Here is an 18,911-nt window from a genome sequence, read left to right as displayed (position 1 = left end):
ATTCGGCCAAACCCTGCCGCGGTGCTATCCCCGGACATGCCCGACCCCCATCCCGCTTGACCCCGATTTGTCGGACTATTACCGCAAGCCATACGGCGAAATTCGCAACGCTACCCCCTGTCGCTCGGTGGCGAATGGGCTATAGGCGCGCCAGCACGATCCCCATTATCGCCTTGGGGCATCGCCCTTGGAGAGGGCAAGAAGGAGCAATCGATCCGTGACCAGTGACGGTACCAACAAGCCCGACGTTTCCTTTACCGAGCGCGAGGCGCTGTTCTATCACGAGACGATCCGTCCCGGTAAGATCGAGATCATCGCGTCGAAGCCGATGGCGACGCAGCGCGACCTGTCGCTGGCCTATTCCCCCGGCGTCGCCGCCCCGGTGCAGGCGATCGCCGACGATCCGTCGATGGCGGCGCGATATACCGCGCGCTCGAACCTCGTCGCCGTGATCTCCAACGGCACCGCGATCCTGGGCATGGGCAACCTCGGCGCGCTGGCGTCGAAGCCGGTGATGGAAGGCAAGTCGGTGCTGTTCAAGCGCTTCGCCGATGTCGATTCCATCGACATCGAACTGGATACCGAGGATCCCGAGGCCTTCATCAACGCGGTCGCGCTGATGGAGCCGACCTTTGGCGGCATCAACCTGGAAGACATCAAGGCGCCCGAGTGCTTCATCATCGAGCAGGCGCTGCGCGAACGCATGAAGATCCCGGTCATGCACGACGACCAGCACGGCACCGCGATCATCGCCGCCGCCGGGCTGATCAACGCCTGCCACATCACCGGGCGCAAGCTTGAGGACATCAAGATGGTGGTGAACGGCGCGGGCGCGTCGGCCATCGCCTGCACCGCGCTGATCAAGGCGATGGGCGTGCGCCACGACAACGTGATCATGTGCGACCGCTCCGGCCCGATCTATCCGGGCCGCGACGACGTGGACCAGTGGAAGAGCGCGCATGCGGTCGAGACCAAGGCCCGCAGCCTGGAAGAAGCGCTGGTGGGTGCGGACGTGTTCCTCGGCCTGTCGGCGGCGGGCGCGCTGAGGCCCGAATGGCTGGAAGGCATGAACGACCAGCCGATCATCTTCGCCATGGCCAACCCGGTGCCCGAGATCCTGCCCGAGGAAGCCAAGAAGGTGAAGCCGCGCGCGATCATCGCGACGGGCCGCTCGGACTATCCGAACCAGGTCAATAACGTGCTGGGCTTTCCCTTCATCTTCCGCGGCGCGCTGGATGTGCGCGCGACCGCCATCAACGAGGAGATGAAGATCGCCGCCGCCGAGGCGATCGCCGAACTCGCCCGCGAACGCGTGCCCGACGAGGTCGCGGCCGCCTATGGCGTCGATCACCAGTTCGGGCGCGAATATATCATCCCCGCCCCGTTCGACCCGCGCCTGATGGAGCGCGTATCCGCCGCCGTCGCCAAGGCCGCGATGGACAGCGGCGTGGCGCAGGGCACCATCGAGGATTTCGAGGCTTACAAGCTCTCGCTCAAGGCCAGGCTCAACCCCACCACCTCGGTCCTGACCAAGGTGTACGAGGATGCGAAGAAGAACCCCAAGCGCGTCGTCTTCGCCGAGGCGGAGGAGGACGTGGTCATCCGCGCCGCGATCCAGTTCCGCGATTTCGGCTATGGCCACCCGATCCTGGTGGGCCGCACCCAGGCGGTGCGCGACAAGCTGGTCCAGCTGGGCGTCGACGATCCCGACAGTTTCGAGATCCAGAATTCCGCCGACAGCGACCACGTGCCCGCCATGGTCGAGCATCTCTACAATCGCCTGCAACGCCGCGGCTATACCGAGCGTGACGTGCGCCGCATGGTCAATCAGGACCGCAACATCTTCGGCTCGGCGCTGCTGGCGATCGACGCGGGCGACGCGATGGTCACCGGCCTGACCCGCCCCTTCGCGCAGACCGCCAAGGAAGTGGCCACCGTGCTCGACCCCAAGGAGGGCGAGGTGCCCTTCGGCATCCATCTGATGATCGGCAAGAACTATACGGTGTTCCTTGCCGACACCACGATCAACGAACGGCCCGACGCCGCCATGCTGGCGCATATCGCCAAGACGACCGCCAGGGTCGCGCGCAGGCTGGGCCACGATCCGCGCGTGGCGTTCCTGTCCTATTCGACCTTCGGTAATCCGTCGGGCAAATGGCTGGAAAACATCCGCGACGCGGTTCACATCCTCGACGAGGAAGGCGTGGACTTCGAATATGAAGGCGAAATGGCGCCCGACGCCGCGCTGAACCCCACGGTGATGAAGCTCTATCCGTTCAGCCGCCTGTCCGCGCCTGCCAACGTGCTGGTGATGCCGGGGCTGCAATCGGCGAACCTGTCGGCCAAGCTGCTGCGCGAACTGGCGGGCGCGTCCACCATCGGCCCGATGATGGTCGGCATGGAAAAGCCGGTGCAGATCGCCCCGATGACCGCCATCGCGCCCGACGTGCTGACGCTGGCGGTGCTGGCCGCTGCCGGGGTGTTGAGCTGATCGCGAAACGCTGATCGCGAAGTTCTGGGCGGGTAGCTACTCGCCCAGCACTTCGTCGACCCACACCGGCACCAGCTCGCTTGCCGGGCCCAGCCGGGTCTCGTCGAACCAGCGCGATCCCTGGCTCGGCTCGAGGTTCAGCTCCAGCGTGCGCGCCCCGTTCGCCCTGGCCTCGCGCACGAAGCCCGCGGCGGGATAGACCGCGCCCGACGTGCCGATCGACACGAACAGGTCGCACTCCGCCAGCGCCTGATAGATGCGGTCCATCTGATAGGGCATCCTCCCAAAGTATCCGGTTTGAATTTTCGAAAGGTGGCTAATTCGGGTACGTTTTACGCCATTTCGCATGTTTTATCGATGGTTGTTGTTGCATGGTTGATGCCTTCGCATTGATGCAAAAAACCACTGTCGAAATGCAACAAACGCTCGAGCTGATTTTATGCCTTATCTTCATTTTGCGTTTGAGCTTGATCACTTATTGGGCGTTTATAATGCCGAAGTCTGCATCAACATGGATGGCCAGGGCCGGTGGATGGACAATGTTCTCATTGAACGCTTCCGGCGATCCCTGAAGTACGAGGCGGCATGAATAAGCACTGGGTTGGCTTAACTCAGCCGTCAAACTGTCCAAGAAGGCGCGACCACCTAACCATGAAGGTTTTATAATCTTTTTTCCCAATAGCGACCGGCGCGCCAGATTCTTGGGCGACCATTGGAGTTCGAAAGCGCCACTGCACTTTCGAACTCCAATGGTCGCAACTCATCGCAAAGTTCGATCGCGCAAAACGGTTGCAAAACACGGATGACAAAACCCGATCTCCCTGCAATACCAAATTGCGCCGCATAAAGAGCGGCACGGGGCGTGGTACCCCCGACTGTCGATTGGGACTTGGTCAGCTTTCTGGCCGGGTCGCTGTCGTGCATGTCCAAGGCCCTGCCCAAAGACGGCAGCGCGCTCGGACCCAGTCGCGGGTGTTACCACGGCCCGGCTCTAGGGCTGGTCGAGGAGTAGCGACGCGATGCAAGTCAAGCTGGTTGGCGAGTATACACTCAGTGAGTTTGAGATGGGCGTAGTCGAGCTCGTCGATAAGCTTCGAGAGAACGGTGTCGACGAAATACGCGATGTCAATCTCGACTTCATAGCCATGGATAATCGCATGGTCGTCGATTTCGTCAGCGAAACGACAGGCGATATCGAAAACTGGGCTTTTCTGGCGCCCCGCCAGTTGCGAGATGCTCGGGTCGCTAAATAAGCGACGGGCTCTCTAGCACAGTGATGCCCCCGTAACAATTTTGGCTCAGCCCGCGCTCTGCAAAGGCCGAATGGCATTCCGAACAGCCTCTCGCACCTAGATAATTAGCTATCAACGTAATGTGGAATGGATGCAAATGCTCCGATATTTTCCTGTTATGGCTCCAGAACCGCCAAGCCTCCGGGTGACAAAGGAAGAAGCACACACCGGAGCGCGTGCGATCGTAAGACTATTCGATGCATGGGGCCTAAGCGACCGGGAATCCCGAGAGCTGCTGGGAGGAATTGGCCAGGACACCTGGCTACGTTGGAAAAGCAACAGCAAAATACGCATCAGTCGAGATTTGGGGACTCGCCTTGGTCTGCTCCTTAGCATCCACAACAGCCTAAGGATCATTTACCACGACAAGTCATTTGGAAATGCCTGGGTCAGAAAATCCAACGAATTTTTTCAGTGGCGGACGCCGCTCGACGTCATGATGTCAGGAACCATATTTTCAATGGCGCGAGTTCGGAATTATCTCTTGGCCGAATGTAGCTAGGACGACTTACAAGCGGATGGCCGAAAGCATAAAGAATGGCAGACAGATGAGAAGTGTGAACCTGCTGGAGCTCATCGAAACGAACCGGAATGATGAAGCCGCCGAGCTCCTGACAGATGGGATACATCTGGTGGGAGCGATCGGTGATCGTTCTCTTGCAGTTGCTCTTGAAACGGCGAAAAAGCTTTTCGCAGGTTGTTCCCCGTCAGCACCAATGGCACAGATTTGAGGTTGTGATTTAAGGAGGATTTGGGCTTCGTCGTAGTGATGAAGGAACGAAGATGAAGCCCAAATCCTCCAATGCAAAATCGCCGACCAAGGCCCCTGCGGAGCGGGTAGTGAAGGACATCCGGCGTGCAACCCGCCGGCACTTCTCGGCCGAAGACAAGATCCGCATCGTGCTGGATGGCCTGCGCGGCGAGGACAGCATCGCCGAGCTGTGCCGCAAGGAAGGCATTGCCCAGAGCCTGTATTACACCTGGTCGAAGGAGTTCATGGAAGCCGGCAAGCGCCGCCTGGCCGGCGACACCGCCCGTGCCGCGACCACTGGCGAGGTGCAGGATCTGCGCCGCGAAGCCCGCGCCCTGAAGGAATGCGTTGCCGACCTGACCCTGGAGAACCGCCTGCTGAAAAAAAGCATGATCGCGGATGGGGGCGACGACGAATGAGGTATCCCGCCTCGGAGAAGCTCGAGATCATCCGGATCGTCGAGCAGTCGCACCTGCCCGCCAAACGCACGCTGGACCAGCTCGGCATCGCCCGTCGGACCTTCTACCGCTGGTATGACCGGTTCCTCGAAGGCGGCCCGGAGGCCTTGGAGGATCGGCCGTCGGCGCCGACCAGGGTGTGGAACCGCATCGGCGATGATATCCAGGACCAGATCGTCGAGATGGCCCTGGACTACAGCGAACTGTCACCGCGCGAGCTGGCGGTGCGGTTCACCGACGAGAAGCGCTACTTCGTGTCGGAAGCCACGGTTTACCGCCTGTTGAAGGCCCATGATCTGATCACCAGCCCGGCCTATGTCGTGATCAAGGCCGCCGATCAGTTCCACACCAAGACCACCCGGCCGAACGAGATGTGGCAAACCGACTTCACCTACTTCAAGATCATCGGGTGGGGCTGGATGTATCTGTCGACCGTGCTCGACGACTTCTCGCGCTACATCATCGCCTGGAAACTGTGCACCAACATGCGGGCCGAGGACGTCACCGACACGCTGGACATGGCGCTGGCTGCCTCGGGCTGCGACAGCGCCACCGTGCTGCACAAACCCAGGCTGCTCAGCGATAACGGTCCCAGCTACATCGCTGGCGAACTGGCTGAATACATCGAAGCTCAGCAGATGAGTCATGTGCGCGGTGCACCGTGCCATCCCCAAACCCAGGGCAAGATCGAGCGCTGGCACCAGACTCTGAAGAACCGCATCCTGCTGGAGAACTACTTCCTGCCCGGCGACCTCGAGGCCCAGATCGAAGCCTTCGTCGAGCACTACAACAATCAACGTTACCACGAGAGCCTGAACAACGTGACGCCCGCCGACGCCTACTTCGGCAGGGCACCAGCCATCATCAAACAGCGTGAAAGGATCAAACGACAGACCATCGAATATCGGCGCTTGCAACACCGCAAGCTCGCCGCTTAACATCCATCCCCTGACGAGGCCCGCACTCCGCTAATTTACGCCGCGAGTTGTGCCAAATGTTCTGACGACGGACACTTTTAAGGGACGATATTGCAAAATTGATGTTTAATCCGACAGACGGAGATCGAGACGAAGAAGTTCACCTCGAAGCGGCGGACCTAATCAGATTACGGCGAGAGCGTGGCTGCTGATTGCCATCTCGATATGACAGCGCCCCACCCCCAACTCGCCATCAGGGGCATTCTGGGCAGCGCCAAAAGCTGCCCGGCAGCAAACGACCGGTTTCGGTCATCTAGTAGCTCGGCGCGGCGCCGCGAAACCGGCCGTTCCGTTGACCTGCAACAGTCCGATTTCACCCTGTACAACGAACCGTTTCAGGAAAATGAAATTGAGGACAGGTTTTGGGGATACGACCCTGCCCGGAGAAACCTTTGTTTGCGGGAAGTATCTCCCCTACCGGGCGCGCAAGCCGAGCCTGCATTCCAATAGACGTATGAACTGCTCAGGATCGTCCAAGCGGAACGCGACACGGACGAAGGGAGGGCGCTTCTTCAGAAATGTACGACGCGGCAGCGAACGGTTCAACCGCAGCATGACATTCGGCCAGGCAAGCAACGCCGCGTTGAGGGTGGTCTTGTCCCGTACTTCATCGCCGGTAAACGTACCCTCGATAGCGGCGATCGCGTCGAGTGGCACAAGCTGGTCGATCAGGAAGCCAGCCCGTACGCGGACACCTTCGGGCGTCAGCAACACCGGCCTGAAGCGAAACGACTTGATGAGGCCGACTAGATACACGAACCCCACGTCGCTCAGAATGAACATTACGATCGTGGCGGTGCGGCTCCAATGGCCGAGAAGGAGATGATAGACTGCTACCTCGATTGCCGACAGGATCAGTAGCGTCACGCACATCGGCGTCAGGTGTTTATGGTAACCAAAGGCTCGGGCGTCTCGCGGCACGTCAGCCGGCCCGCCCCAGCGGAAAAGTGCCATTTGAAGCACAGTTATCTCCGCCACGGCCAGTCGGACCAATGCGGGAGGAAGGAACTGCGAAGCGGCAGACACCCACCTTTCCTTACAGGCGATGCCCTCCCGGTTCACGATCCGCCTAGCTCGAGCCATAGCGCAGATAACATGAGCCAGAACGACGACCGCCATCGCCAATATCAAGATCGGCATGTCGAGTAGCGCTTCCCGTATTGGCGGAGGCGAAACGAGCCAGACGGTTAAGCTTGCCCCGGCCAGCACCGCCAAAACGGCTTTGCTGGTCGGCTTTCCCGAAGATCGAGCAATGAGCGACAGCATCAGTGCATCCGCGACGATCCAGAGAAACAGAAGCAGGGCCACGAGCGGATGGCTCGTCGCGAACGGCGTTCGCACCGCTACTCCTGCCAGTGCAACGATGGCGAAGGGTAAAATCTTCCAGGCAATCTGCCTACGGTCGACATCATTACCGATTTGGGCCGTCATAACCCTCCAATCGCCTGCGTGACTGACCGGATGCTAATTTGGCAGGCTCGGCGTTGCAAATACGCTGCCATCAGGGCGGCTGCCAGCTTTCCTTTTCTAAAACATCGTTAATGCGTTTTTAGAATGCTGCTCCCGCATCCGAAATTCGATGCATTTTGGGAGAGGCGGTCGATAAAAGGATGATCGCTTTTCAACAATTTCGGCCCAAAAGTCGACAGTCGCAAATCCACCCCATTTTGGTCATCCCGACCGGTTGGCGATCTTCCCGAAAGCGGATTGGCAGCTTCCTTAGGTTTCTGTCTAAAAGCTGCCTGTCTGCAAACGACCCCGTTGCGGTCATTGGCTGAACCGCTAGTCTCGCAACATGAATAGACTGCTTTTCACGTGCATCTTGGCCTTTACGCTGGCCGGATGCGCGGACAATCGACCGACAGAAGTGAAGGTTCGAGAGGCTATCTCGCGCTGCTCGACCTCAGAGAATTGTTATCTTTTGGATAGTGGGGGCAACCGACAGATGCTCACACGGTCCAAGGCCGATAAGCTCAAGTCATCGCTGCTTTGCGAAGGGCGAGCGACACTCGTTGAAGAAGCCGATCATAGGTCAACTCATTCGTCACTATATCTCGGACAATGTCAGATCGATGGACAGAAATCTGCTCAAGTTACCCTCTGGTATTTCGATGATGGGCGTTACAATTTGACTATCGAGGATTGCCGCGCGACTGGGTGCACAAAAGGTTGGTTTCGGCCAATCTAAGAGCCTGATCCGAAATTAAGTTGAGTGGTATCAGCTGGTTAGCTTGACGCTTACCCAAGTCGTTGATTCAGCGGTTTTGCAACGAACCAAAGGAAATCAACGATGTGGACCGACACCACTCGCGCACTGTATGCCCGCGCGGAACTGGCATTGCCAAGTGATTTGACCGATGCCGAATGGGCGGTGCTGGAGCCGTTCTTCCCGCCACCTTCTCATGTTGGCCGCCCTCGCAAGTGGCCGCTGCGGCGGATTGTCGAAGCGATCCTGTATCTGCTGCGGGGCGGACTGCCATGGCGGATGCTACCGCCCTGCTTTCCGCCAGTCTCGACGGTGCGGCGCTGGTTCTACCTGTGGCGTGATAACAGGCTGTGGCTGTCGCTCAATCATGTCCTGTTGCTGATCGGGCGCGAAGCTGTAGGCCGCGAGGCGTCGCCAAGCGCCGGAGTGATCGACAGCCAGAGCGTCAAAACCACGGAAAGTGGCGGCCCACGGGGCTATGACGCAGGCAAGAAGATCAAGGGACGCAAGCGCCACATCCTCACCGACACCGATGGAAATCTCGTTCATGCGGTAATCCACACCGCCGACATCCAGGATCGTGATGGCGCACCGCTGGTGCTCGCCGAAATCATCCATCGCTTCCCGTGGCTACGGCATGTCTTCGCCGATGGCGGATATGCTGGCGACAAGCTCCGTCAGGCGTTGCGCAGGGTTGGTAAGTGGACCATCGAAATCGTCAAACGGTCCGACAAAGCAAAGGGCTTTGTGGTTCTCCCACGCCGCTGGGCTGTCGAGCGCACTTTGGCATGGCTCAACCGAAACCGGCGTCTCGCAAAGGACTTCGAGCAGACCATCGCCTCGGCAACCGCGTGGCTGTTCATCGCATCGATCCAGCTCCTCACGCGCCGCATCACAAGGCTATGAAATCACATCGGTTAGTTTTGAATCAGACTCTAAGAGATGGATAACGGCAGCTTTCCATCTGTGGGCGCCCCTGAAGAAGCAAGCGGTAAATTCGGGTATCGGCGGTAGTCGGATGCTGCCATCTGTCCGGCCTGTTGATGCGGTCTAGCCGCTGGCCCGTATGGGAGTTCGCGGACCGGAACCACATCACCCACGGCGTGCTCGTGGCACAGTGGAAAGCCCTGGTTCTTCCGGCCCCGTCTCGCCGACTGTGGTGCCATACCCTCCTTCGATCTTTTGCCTCTACCGACGACCTCTGGTCCGCTTGCGGCTATGCCGCAGCTGCGACCGGAGCTTTGTATTCTTCGTTCTTCGTGAGCACGGCCCACACGATCCGCGCTGTCTTGTTCGCCAGGGCGACCGTTACCAGCATGCGCGGCTTCCTTGCCATCATCTGCTCCAGCCACGATCCTGCCGGTGCGCCGCGCTTGCTGGCATGAAGCACGACCGCGCTGCTACCGATGATCAGCAATCGTCGAAGCGTGCGCTCGCCCATCTTCGAGATCGAACCGAGCTTCTCCTTGCCCCCACTCGAGTGCTGCCTTGGGGTAAGCCCTAGCCAGGCTGCGAAGTCGCGGCCCTTGGCAAAGCTCTCGGGCGGCGGCGCGAGAGCGAGGATCGCGATTGCGGTGATCGGGCCGATGCCGGGGATGGTCATAAGCTGGCGAGCCGATGCATCCTCGCGGGCACGTCTTGCGATCTCTTTATCGAGCAGTGCGATCTGCTTGTTCAATTGCTCGAGCTGTTCGGTCATGACGACAAACATCGTCCGTGCCGCTTCGGGAAGCGAGGCGCCGAGCTCTTCACTCTCGTCAAGCAAACCGGCCAGCACCGATATATGCGAAGGTCCCTTGGGCGCTACCCATCCAAACTCGGTCAGATGCCCGCGGATCGCATTGATCAGCTGGGTGCGCTGACGCACCAGAAGATCGCGGGTGCGGAACACCATGCCCGCGGCCTGCTGCGCTTCGGTCTTGATCGCTGCATAGCGCATGCTGGGTCGCTGCGCTGCCTCGCAGATCGCTTCCGCATCCGCAGCATCGTTCTTGGAGCGCTTTACGAACGGCTTTACATAGGCAGGCGGGATCAGCCGCACGTCATGGCCGAGCGAAGCCAGCTCCCGCGCCCAGTGATGCGCGCCCCCGCATGCCTCCAGCGCAACAAGGCAGCGCGGTTGATCGGCGAAGAACGCAAGCAGTCTGGCCCGGGTAAGCCGCCTGCTGAATATCATCCGTCCGCTCGCATCCGCCCCGTGCGCATGAAAAACAGTCTTCCCGATATCCAACCCAATCGTGCTAACTTCCGACATGGACGCCTCCTTAATGGTGGTGATCAACACCTCCACCATGGCACATCGATGCCGCCGGGGGGCGTCCACCCCATCACCCGTTCCGGTCATTTCGACCGGTTGGTGAGCTTCCCGAAAGCGGACTGGCAGCTTTGCGACACTTCTGGCCAAAAGCGGAATGTGTGGCGCGACGATCTGGGTGAGAAGACGTATTGCCTCACGGAGAGATGTTCCCGACCGATGTTTCGGTTGCCTCACCTAAATGTTCCCTTAGCAGTCTTGTATTCCGTCAGCCAGATTAAGGGAATGTGGGGCGAGAGCCGGCGGAGCGTAGCGCAGCCGGCTCTCGCCCCACATGTGCAAAAATTTCGCCAGTCTCGGTCCGGGGGCCGAAGACCAGGCGCTGTGCTTCATCGGCTCGCCATATCTTGAGGCGGCGCTGAATGGTCCGCAAAAGCTTGTCTGGATATTGGCCAGGGTGCTCCCGCTGCAAACGTTCCATAAGTTCGCGCCCTGTCCGCCATGGCTCGGCCTGATACCAGGCGTGGAGCTGATCTGTGACGGCCACCACCGGGTCCGGCCGGCGTCGACCGCGCTTGGGTTGCGGTTTTGCTCGAGCCGTTGGTCTTGCCTCTCCGACCTGCCAGGCAGTCCGCAAACCCGCAAAGAACTGATCAAGCGTTGTGTCATTCGCCACGACGGCCTCGCCGGGTTTGTCGGCCAGCACGACAAGCCGCTCCTGACAGTCGCGGATTTGGCGCAGCAACTTCACGGGATCCAGGCGTTCCAGTGTTTCGGCGAGCTGAGCGCGAACGGCATCGGTCGTCCTGGGGTCATCGATCAGGCGTTGGGCTGGCGTCGCTGGCGTATGATATCGTTTCGTCACCTTAGCGCCGTCGCGGCGCTTTTCCGCGAGCTTGAAGGATGGCTGGAAGAAGTTCCCGTAAAACCGTTGCAAAGCATACAGTTCGGCCAACACGCTGGTCGCCGCGATACCCTCGAAGCGGCGATAACCCACTATGCGGCGCACAATGGCCCCATTTTTCTGTTCGACCCAAGCCTGGTCATTCTTGCGGTAGGGTCGGCAACGGGTGAAGGTGATTGAGTTCGCCGCGCACCAGTCGCGCACCGTCGGATTGAGGAAGACGCTGTCATTGTCGGTGTCGAAGCCAAGCACCACCATCGGCAGCTGTCCGCGCAATTCGTTGAGCACCGCCACAAGTAAATTTTGCTCGCGGAACAACAGTGGCGCGCATTCGGTCCAGCCGGTGGCGATATCCGTCAAAACCAGTGTTTGTGCAAAGCTTCCTTTCGCCACTGGCCCGCTATGCGAGACCAGATCCGCCTCAAAATGACCGGGCGCCGGATCGTCCCAGTCGTCGAATGTCCGGATAGGGATACTACGCCGTAGGGCGGATTGACCGGCAGTCCGGCGCCGCGGGGCGCCCGTCGCCGTCGCGCGGCGATCCTTCAAGGCGCGGTCGATCGTCGCCGGGCTCATCTGCAACAGTCGCTCTTTCACTTCACTGTCGAGCTCTAGATGACCGCTGCGTTCCATCGCGCGCACCAAAATCGGAATCATCACCTTCAATCGTTTCGAACAGATCCGGTCGGAGGCCTCCCACAGCACCGTCAGCGCCTCACGGACCGCATCATTGTAAATGCGTTGACCAGGACGAGAGCTTTGGCGCGCGGCCCGCTCTGCTCGCATCAGACGCATCCCATGCTTGCGGCAATGGCCTGTGATCCGGACAAATTCATCGAGTATGCGGCTCTTTTCCCCGCGCCCTGCTGACCGATATCGATCTCGGACCGCCGAGATCAACTCCTCCCGTGTTGCCATGCTCACCTTCCTCATTCTGATTCTCCCGACGCCGCTGGCTCGAGAACATTTCCGATGAGGCAACACTCATTTCAAAGGAGCATTTCTGGCGAGGCAATGCGGCAAGGTTTATCGGTCGTCCTGATTGTCGCGGACGGCCTCCAGGACCTTTGGCGTTGTGAACGCTGCGGGTCGTCCTGGTCCTGAGCGCCGGGTTTCAGCGGTTTTTCGTCGATAGCTTTCGACGTTCATCTCAAAGATCGTCGCGTGATGAACGAGCCTGTCGACAGCGGCGAGCGTCATGGCGGGATCGGGGAAGACCCGGTTCCATTCGCCGAAGGGCTGGTTGGCGGTGATGAGCAGTGAGCGTCTTTCGTATCGGGCGCTGATCAGTTCGAACAGGACCGAGGTTTCGGCCTGGTCGCGGCTGACGTAGGCGAAGTCGTCGAGCACCAGCAGATGGTATTTATCGAGCTTCGCCAACGCGGATTCCAGCGCAAGTTCGCGGCGTGCGACCTGAAGCCGCTGCACAAGATCGGATGTTCGTGTGAACAGCACCCGCCAGCCATTTTCCACAAGAGCAAGGCCGATGGCGGAAGCCAGATGCGTCTTGCCGCCGCCTGGTGGTCCGAACAGGATCAGATTGGCGCCCTGTTCGAGCCATCCGTCACCTGCGCACAGGGCCATGACCTGCGCCCTGGAGATCATCGGCACGGCATCGAACGCGAAGGTGTCGACGGTCTTGCCGGCGGGAAGATGGGCCTCCTTCAGGTGGCGCTCCATTCGCCGCTGGTCGCGCTCGGCTATTTCGTGCTCGGCCAGCGCGGCAAGGAACCGGGCCGCAGGCCAGCCTTCCTTATCGGCCCGCGCGGCGAAGTCACCCCATATGTGCTTGATCGCGGGCAGGCGCAGTTCGTTCAGCATCAGGCTGAGCCGCTGGGCGTCGATCGCCGGATCCGCGCTCATGCCGCTTCTCCAAGGCCAATCAGGCTGTCGTAGGAAGCCAGTTCGCCGAGCTCGACCACCACTTCGGGCAGCGCTGCCGGATCTGGCGAAAACCGGGCGCGCAAGGCGGCGATGTCCGGGGTTCGCCGTGCGACAAGGTCTGCTTGGAGAAGGCCCGCCAGTTCCGCCTCGCAGGCCCGCTCGTGCGCCATGGCAAGCAGGTCGACGATGATCCGGCAGGCACTGCGTTCTCCTTCGCATTCCAACAGGTGCTCGAACATCCGCCGGTAGGCCTCTCGCGGGAACAGACTATCGCGGTAGACCAGTCCCATGAGCGCCATTGGCTTGCGCCTGAGCGAGTGGATGACGTGCCGGTAATCGACGATATGGCCATGTTTGCCTTTGCTGCCGGCGCGGCCGCGCACCAGCGTCATCAGCCGGGTGCCGCCCAGGAACAGGTCGATCCGGTCATCGTAAAGCCGGGCCCTGAGCCGGTGGCCGATCAGACGCGAAGGAACGGTGTAGAACACCTTGCGCAGCGTGAACCCGCCCGACGAAGTGACGGTGACCAGAACTTCCTCGTAATCACTTGTGCGCACGTCAGGCAGCGGCTGCAAGGCGCGGCGCTCCGCATCGATCGAGGGGGCATGACGCCGGTTGCGTGCGGTCACGACCTCGTCAATGAACCGCCGGTAGGCGGCAAGGTCGGTGAAGTCGCTGCTGCCCCTTAGCAGCAGGGCATCCCTGATCGCAGCCTTGATGTGGCCGTGGGCGCTCTCGATCGAGCCATTCTCGTGGGCCACGCCAGTGTTGTTGCGGGTCGGCTCCATCCCGTAATGCTGGCACAGCGCATCGTACCGCCGGGTAAGGTCGGCACGGGCATCGGCGCCGATATTGCGGAACGCCGCCGACAGGCTGTCGGTGCGGTGGAGCCGGGGCACGCCGCCTGCCGACCACAAGGCATTCTGAAGCCCTTCGGCGAGCGCGACGAAGCTCTCGCCGCCCAGGATCACATGGGCATGCTCGAAGCCGCCATGGATAAGCCGGAAGTGATAGAGCATATGCTCCAACGTCTCGCCGACAACGGTGACGCCCAGATCGGCCATTGCGGTAAAGTCCGACAAGCCGAGTCGGCCGGGTTCGTGCACCTGGCGGAACATGACCTCGCGCTCAGGCCCATGAAGCGCCCGCCAGCCCCTGATCCGCCGCTCCAGTGTCCGACGCGCAAACGGCAGATCGCCGTGCCGACGGCGCAGTTCCTCGAAGATCGCGATTGGGCGAAGAGCGGGCGCGGCTTCCAGTAGCGGCACAACCTCTTCCTCGAATATCCCGGCGAGCGGATCGGGACGTCGCCGCTCTCGCGGCGTTTTCGCCTGAGAAGGCAGCGTGGCCCGCTCCAATAGCCGGTAACCCGTCGCCGTGCTGAACCCCGCCTTCGCCGCGGCAATGGTGACGGGATCGTTCCTTCTGATGTTCATGAAAAGCCTCATCTGATGATCGGTTATGTGACGGCCAGGCACACGGCAGGTCCTCCTCCCGGGAAAACCCAACCATAGCTGACGCCGCGATCATCTCCGGCCTCCCGCATTGCCTCGCCAGAAATGCTCCTTTGAAATGAGTGTTGCCTCATCGGAAATGTTCTCGAGCCAGCGGCGTCGGGAGAATCAGAATGAGGAAGGTGAGCATGGCAACACGGGAGGAGTTGATCTCGGCGGTCCGAGATCGATATCGGTCAGCAGGGCGCGGGGAAAAGAGCCGCATACTCGATGAATTTGTCCGGATCACAGGCCATTGCCGCAAGCATGGGATGCGTCTGATGCGAGCAGAGCGGGCCGCGCGCCAAAGCTCTCGTCCTGGTCAACGCATTTACAATGATGCGGTCCGTGAGGCGCTGACGGTGCTGTGGGAGGCCTCCGACCGGATCTGTTCGAAACGATTGAAGGTGATGATTCCGATTTTGGTGCGCGCGATGGAACGCAGCGGTCATCTAGAGCTCGACAGTGAAGTGAAAGAGCGACTGTTGCAGATGAGCCCGGCGACGATCGACCGCGCCTTGAAGGATCGCCGCGCGACGGCGACGGGCGCCCCGCGGCGCCGGACTGCCGGTCAATCCGCCCTACGGCGTAGTATCCCTATCCGGACATTCGACGACTGGGACGATCCGGCGCCCGGTCATTTTGAGGCGGATCTGGTCTCGCATAGCGGGCCAGTGGCGAAAGGAAGCTTTGCACAAACACTGGTTTTGACGGATATCGCCACCGGCTGGACCGAATGCGCGCCACTGTTGTTCCGCGAGCAAAATTTACTTGTGGCGGTGCTCAACGAATTGCGCGGACAGCTGCCGATGGTGGTGCTTGGCTTCGACACCGACAATGACAGCGTCTTCCTCAATCCGACGGTGCGCGACTGGTGCGCGGCGAACTCAATCACCTTCACCCGTTGCCGACCCTACCGCAAGAATGACCAGGCTTGGGTCGAACAGAAAAATGGGGCCATTGTGCGCCGCATAGTGGGTTATCGCCGCTTCGAGGGTATCGCGGCGACCAGCGTGTTGGCCGAACTGTATGCTTTGCAACGGTTTTACGGGAACTTCTTCCAGCCATCCTTCAAGCTCGCGGAAAAGCGCCGCGACGGCGCTAAGGTGACGAAACGATATCATACGCCAGCGACGCCAGCCCAACGCCTGATCGATGACCCCAGGACGACCGATGCCGTTCGCGCTCAGCTCGCCGAAACACTGGAACGCCTGGATCCCGTGAAGTTGCTGCGCCAAATCCGCGACTGTCAGGAGCGGCTTGTCGTGCTGGCCGACAAACCCGGCGAGGCCGTCGTGGCGAATGACACAACGCTTGATCAGTTCTTTGCGGGTTTGCGGACTGCCTGGCAGGTCGGAGAGGCAAGACCAACGGCTCGAGCAAAACCGCAACCCAAGCGCGGTCGACGCCGGCCGGACCCGGTGGTGGCCGTCACAGATCAGCTCCACGCCTGGTATCAGGCCGAGCCATGGCGGACAGGGCGCGAACTTATGGAACGTTTGCAGCGGGAGCACCCTGGCCAATATCCAGACAAGCTTTTGCGGACCATTCAGCGCCGCCTCAAGATATGGCGAGCCGATGAAGCACAGCGCCTGGTCTTCGGCCCCCGGACCGAGACTGGCGAAATTTTTGCACATGTGGGGCGAGAGCCGGCTGCGCTACGCTCCGCCGGCTCTCGCCCCACATTCCCTTAATCTGGCTGACGGAATACAAGACTGCTAAGGGAACATTTAGGTGAGGCAACCGAAACATCGGTCGGGAACATCTCTCCGTGAGGCAATACGTTTCTCACCGTGAATGTCGCGCGACACGGAATGTCTGCAAACGACCGATTGCGGACGTTCAATCAATGCCTAAAGTCGGCGCGATGGTCCTGACTAATTTTTTTAAGCGGAAGCCCGGTATCCTAGCAGTTGCCTTGCTAGTGCTGTTCGTGCTCGCATACGTTTTTGTCGCCCGACCTATGCTTCGCGCGATGGGAGCGACCACCTACGGGCCATTGTCGTCTCACTCCAAGAATATCGTCTTAGACGAGGGTGAAGACCTGCTCGCGAACCTAACGCCGCTATCGGCCCTTTCCGATGACAGCTTGCGTTTCGTGGCAATGCCTTCATTTGGGGATCGGTGGATGGCCGTTTCACTTTCAAAGACAAATGGCCGGGTATCCGGCCAGTTGGCGGTTCTTGAACGCGAGACTGGATCAGTGAGTAAGCGGACCCTTCAAGTGGATCAGTCGGACTTCGACCATCTGACGAAGAGATGGGATGCTCAGACAGACAACTATTGGGGCAGTCTTAGCATGTTCACGGACGGAACACCCTTAGGCTTCGAACGCAAACGAGGCGGCATGACAACTTCAGGCATGGGCAACCACCCTTGTCACTACGATGCTCTCGGTAATCTTGCGGCAATTTTCGTCGGTACACAAGCTGAGGAATTACTTGATCTTAGTGTGCCGAACATCGACGAAAGGCTTGCGAGCGACCTCTGCTGATGGCAGTGTCGACACGTCCGCTTACCAACTCATTTCGGTCATCCCGATCGGTCGGCGAGCTTCCCAATAGCGGACTGGCAGCTAATTGCGTTTTTGGTCCAAAAGCGGAATGTCTGCAAACGACCGATTGCGGACACTAGCGTTCACATGTGCCGGTAAGGGCCTCCTCAAGCAGATGCGCAACCTGCCTTTGACGGGCCGTATTCTCGGTCAGCTCGTCTTCCGGTATCGAGCCACCGGCGAAGACCATGGCATTTACGCAAACTGAGGATCGAGAGCTACATCTATTGTTCTCTGAGTTTCCCTCAAGCGTCCATTGCTCGACGAAAATACTGTGCCCGAAGCCGGCCCCATCCATGTGCATTCGGAGGTAGGACGGCGAGATTTCCTGAACATCCGCTTTTTGACTGTTCCGTTCTGCGAAGGAGATAAGGACGTCTCTCATTTCATCAGTTGGCACCAAAGGGCATTCGATGATCAAGTCAGCGACGAGCAGGCTGTCCGAAGGCATACCGCATGAAGCTAAGACCCCAGCGGCCACAATTGGAGCAATTCTCATTGCTTTCTGGTAATCGAGCTATTGTCAGCTAACCACCCTATTTCGGTCATACTGACTGGTCGGTGAGCTTCCCGAAAGCGGACTGGCAGCTAATTGCGTTTTTGGTCCAAAAGCCGCCTGTCGGTAAACGACCGATTGCGGACATTTCGGCAAATGATACCATACTAAGAATGGCGCTTTGGCAATTCGTCTTTGATTTGGTCCCTGCTTTTGCGGTGACGAACGCGGAAGTGTATGTAGTTCGAACAGACCGCAATCAGCTTAATGGCGTAAAGTTTGGGTTCGCTTTGCAGGACACAAATTTGCTTTATGCTCGCCTCAATCAGTTGCTTCCAGAGAAGCAGTCTTGGGCAGATGGACTTCGCATTTGGGGCGATGAGCGCGCGCACGACATCCAAGTGCATTTTGATGCTTGTTGGATCGAACTCGTGCAGTGTCGCTTGGATGTCAGAGACCCAACTCCAACCTTGATGAATGGCGTATGCGCGCTTGCGCGTGACCTTTCATGTGTTTTCGTTGCAAGAGATGGCGGGGCTGTCATCCAGCCATGCTACGAGCCGTTGCTGAGGGTGATGATGCAATCCAGAGCAATCAGGTTCGTCAACGACCCGACCACAGTTCTTCGTGAGGCAAAGCCTCCCTTGAATGGCGATTAAAACTAGTGACCGCTAACCACCCCGAACTCGCCATCAGCGACATTCTAGGCGGCGCCAAAAGCTGCCCGGCAGCAAACGACCGATTGCGGACATTACACGTGCGGGAAACTGTCCAGCCGTCTCAATCGCGCATCGGAGTAGTAGCCCACGACCTGATTAGGCAATTCATCAGCAATCTGGCTTCTGAGCGATAGGCCTTTCTCGTCCAATGCGGCAATGATATCTGAGTCGCTAAGGCCACCAATGCTAGCAGCGCGATATTCAGACACCCATTGCGAAAGGGTTCTCGCCAATCCAGGAGAAATGTTGAGTTCAAAGGGCTCCACATAGCCCCCATCAATAGCATCTCAAATGCCGGTGCCCGACATCATACCATCAACAATCAGAGTGGTAGTGACCATGTCAAATCATAGTAGGGTCTGGTTTGGATGGTCAATGTCCTCAATCCACCCCGTTCCTGCCGCAAAAGTGGCAGCGGAGAACCGCTGTCAG

General features: G+C 59.5%; 16 protein-coding genes and 1 pseudogene. 10 read left to right on the top strand and 7 right to left on the bottom strand.

From position 1 onward, the window contains the following. Positions 1-217 precede the first annotated feature (217 nt). Positions 218-2,491 carry an NADP-dependent malic enzyme gene (locus A9D14_RS12520; RefSeq protein ID WP_066846985.1) on the top strand — a complete coding sequence of 758 codons (2,274 nt, stop codon included), beginning with the start codon at positions 218-220 and terminating at the stop codon, positions 2,489-2,491. 36 nt (positions 2,492-2,527) lie between these two features. On the opposite strand, the pseudogene A9D14_RS12515 reads toward A9D14_RS12520, so the two are convergent. Next, positions 2,528-2,782: pseudogene (locus tag A9D14_RS12515) on the bottom strand (NAD-dependent protein deacylase); the annotation flags it as partial. A gap of 80 nt (positions 2,783-2,862) precedes the next feature. Between A9D14_RS12515 and A9D14_RS12510 the strand changes: the two are divergent. Continuing rightward, positions 2,863-3,063, top strand: a complete 201-nt coding sequence (locus tag A9D14_RS12510) for a hypothetical protein (protein ID WP_066846978.1) — start codon at positions 2,863-2,865, stop codon at positions 3,061-3,063. A gap of 88 nt (positions 3,064-3,151) precedes the next feature. On the opposite strand, the gene A9D14_RS19565 is transcribed toward A9D14_RS12510, so the two are convergent. Further along, positions 3,152-3,415 (bottom strand): hypothetical protein, encoded by a 264-nt coding sequence (locus A9D14_RS19565; RefSeq protein WP_157668228.1) that lies wholly within the window; start codon positions 3,413-3,415, stop codon positions 3,152-3,154. A 95-nt stretch (positions 3,416-3,510) separates the two neighbouring features. On the opposite strand from A9D14_RS19565, the gene A9D14_RS12505 reads away from it, so the two are divergent. The 4 genes from A9D14_RS12505 (at position 3,511) to A9D14_RS12490 (ending at position 5,930) form a co-directional block, all read left to right on the top strand. Continuing rightward, positions 3,511-3,744, top strand: a complete 234-nt coding sequence (locus A9D14_RS12505) for a hypothetical protein (protein ID WP_066846970.1) — start codon at positions 3,511-3,513, stop codon at positions 3,742-3,744. A 130-nt stretch (positions 3,745-3,874) separates the two neighbouring features. After that, a complete protein-coding gene (locus A9D14_RS20475; protein WP_087910516.1) occupies positions 3,875-4,285 on the top strand; it encodes an antitoxin Xre-like helix-turn-helix domain-containing protein in 411 nt (136 codons plus the stop codon). Positions 4,286-4,301: 16 nt separating this feature from the next. Beyond that, positions 4,302-4,514 (top strand): hypothetical protein, encoded by a 213-nt coding sequence (locus A9D14_RS19560; protein WP_157668227.1) that lies wholly within the window; start codon positions 4,302-4,304, stop codon positions 4,512-4,514. A gap of 52 nt (positions 4,515-4,566) precedes the next feature. After that, positions 4,567-5,930 (top strand): IS3 family transposase gene (locus A9D14_RS12490; RefSeq protein ID WP_085995949.1). Its coding sequence is split into 2 segments (ribosomal slippage): positions 4,567-4,914 and positions 4,917-5,930, totalling 1,362 coding nucleotides; the frame shifts between segments, so codons are not numbered across the junction. A 453-nt stretch (positions 5,931-6,383) separates the two neighbouring features. Here the strand turns inward: A9D14_RS12490 and A9D14_RS12485 are convergent. After that, the gene (locus A9D14_RS12485) at positions 6,384-7,400 is read right to left on the bottom strand and encodes a hypothetical protein (protein WP_066846966.1); all 1,017 of its coding nucleotides are present in this window, start codon (positions 7,398-7,400) and stop codon (positions 6,384-6,386) included. Positions 7,401-8,259: 859 nt separating this feature from the next. Here A9D14_RS12485 and A9D14_RS12480 point away from each other — a divergent pair. After that, positions 8,260-9,081: an IS5 family transposase gene (locus A9D14_RS12480; protein ID WP_066561326.1), complete on the top strand. Its 822-nt coding sequence runs from the start codon at positions 8,260-8,262 to the stop codon at positions 9,079-9,081. A 310-nt stretch (positions 9,082-9,391) separates the two neighbouring features. Here A9D14_RS12480 and A9D14_RS12475 read toward each other — a convergent pair whose 3' ends face one another. The 4 genes from A9D14_RS12475 to istA form a co-directional block, all read right to left on the bottom strand. Beyond that, complete coding sequence (locus A9D14_RS12475; protein WP_066849131.1) at positions 9,392-10,429, bottom strand: IS110 family RNA-guided transposase; 1,038 nt, start codon at positions 10,427-10,429, stop codon at positions 9,392-9,394. Between the two features lie 277 nt (positions 10,430-10,706). After that, entirely contained in the window at positions 10,707-12,266 is a 1,560-nt protein-coding gene (locus tag A9D14_RS12470) for an integrase catalytic domain-containing protein (protein WP_083987911.1), read from the bottom strand. 93 nt (positions 12,267-12,359) lie between these two features. Beyond that, positions 12,360-13,196: an IS21-like element helper ATPase IstB gene (gene istB, locus A9D14_RS12465; protein ID WP_066846964.1), complete on the bottom strand. Its 837-nt coding sequence runs from the start codon at positions 13,194-13,196 to the stop codon at positions 12,360-12,362. Further along, the gene (istA, locus tag A9D14_RS12460; protein WP_066846961.1) at positions 13,193-14,695 is read right to left on the bottom strand and encodes an IS21 family transposase; all 1,503 of its coding nucleotides are present in this window, start codon (positions 14,693-14,695) and stop codon (positions 13,193-13,195) included. Before istA ends, istB begins: the two co-directional genes overlap by 4 nt. Before the next feature lie 149 nt (positions 14,696-14,844). Here istA and A9D14_RS12455 point away from each other — a divergent pair, with 149 nt between their 5' ends. The 3 genes from A9D14_RS12455 (at position 14,845) to A9D14_RS12440 (ending at position 18,419) form a co-directional block, all read left to right on the top strand. After that, positions 14,845-16,404: an integrase catalytic domain-containing protein gene (locus A9D14_RS12455; RefSeq protein ID WP_083987911.1), complete on the top strand. Its 1,560-nt coding sequence runs from the start codon at positions 14,845-14,847 to the stop codon at positions 16,402-16,404. A gap of 155 nt (positions 16,405-16,559) precedes the next feature. Then, entirely contained in the window at positions 16,560-17,204 is a 645-nt protein-coding gene (locus A9D14_RS12450) for a hypothetical protein (protein ID WP_087910515.1), read from the top strand. A gap of 621 nt (positions 17,205-17,825) precedes the next feature. Then, positions 17,826-18,419: a hypothetical protein gene (locus A9D14_RS12440; RefSeq protein WP_157668226.1), complete on the top strand. Its 594-nt coding sequence runs from the start codon at positions 17,826-17,828 to the stop codon at positions 18,417-18,419. The last annotated feature ends 492 nt before the right edge of the window (positions 18,420-18,911 follow it).

This window comes from Croceicoccus marinus (assembly GCF_001661675.2).
Taxonomy (GTDB): Bacteria; Pseudomonadota; Alphaproteobacteria; order Sphingomonadales; family Sphingomonadaceae; genus Croceicoccus; species Croceicoccus marinus.
Note: the sequence above shows the minus strand (reverse complement) of the source record. Positions and strands in the feature narration are given on the sequence as shown.

Coding starts and splice junctions, on each gene's coding strand:
- A9D14_RS12510 (WP_066846978.1), top strand. CDS start 2,863: ATGGTTGATGCCTTCGCATTGATGCAAAAAACCACTGTCGAAATGCAA.
- A9D14_RS19565 (WP_157668228.1), bottom strand. CDS start 3,415: ATGCACGACAGCGACCCGGCCAGAAAGCTGACCAAGTCCCAATCGACA.
- A9D14_RS12505 (WP_066846970.1), top strand. CDS start 3,511: ATGCAAGTCAAGCTGGTTGGCGAGTATACACTCAGTGAGTTTGAGATG.
- A9D14_RS20475 (WP_087910516.1), top strand. CDS start 3,875: ATGCAAATGCTCCGATATTTTCCTGTTATGGCTCCAGAACCGCCAAGC.
- A9D14_RS19560 (WP_157668227.1), top strand. CDS start 4,302: ATGGCCGAAAGCATAAAGAATGGCAGACAGATGAGAAGTGTGAACCTG.
- A9D14_RS12485 (WP_066846966.1), bottom strand. CDS start 7,400: ATGACGGCCCAAATCGGTAATGATGTCGACCGTAGGCAGATTGCCTGG.
- A9D14_RS12480 (WP_066561326.1), top strand. CDS start 8,260: ATGTGGACCGACACCACTCGCGCACTGTATGCCCGCGCGGAACTGGCA.
- A9D14_RS12475 (WP_066849131.1), bottom strand. CDS start 10,429: ATGTCGGAAGTTAGCACGATTGGGTTGGATATCGGGAAGACTGTTTTT.
- A9D14_RS12470 (WP_083987911.1), bottom strand. CDS start 12,266: ATGAGGAAGGTGAGCATGGCAACACGGGAGGAGTTGATCTCGGCGGTC.
- istB (WP_066846964.1), bottom strand. CDS start 13,196: ATGAGCGCGGATCCGGCGATCGACGCCCAGCGGCTCAGCCTGATGCTG.
- A9D14_RS12455 (WP_083987911.1), top strand. CDS start 14,845: ATGAGGAAGGTGAGCATGGCAACACGGGAGGAGTTGATCTCGGCGGTC.
- A9D14_RS12450 (WP_087910515.1), top strand. CDS start 16,560: ATGCCTAAAGTCGGCGCGATGGTCCTGACTAATTTTTTTAAGCGGAAG.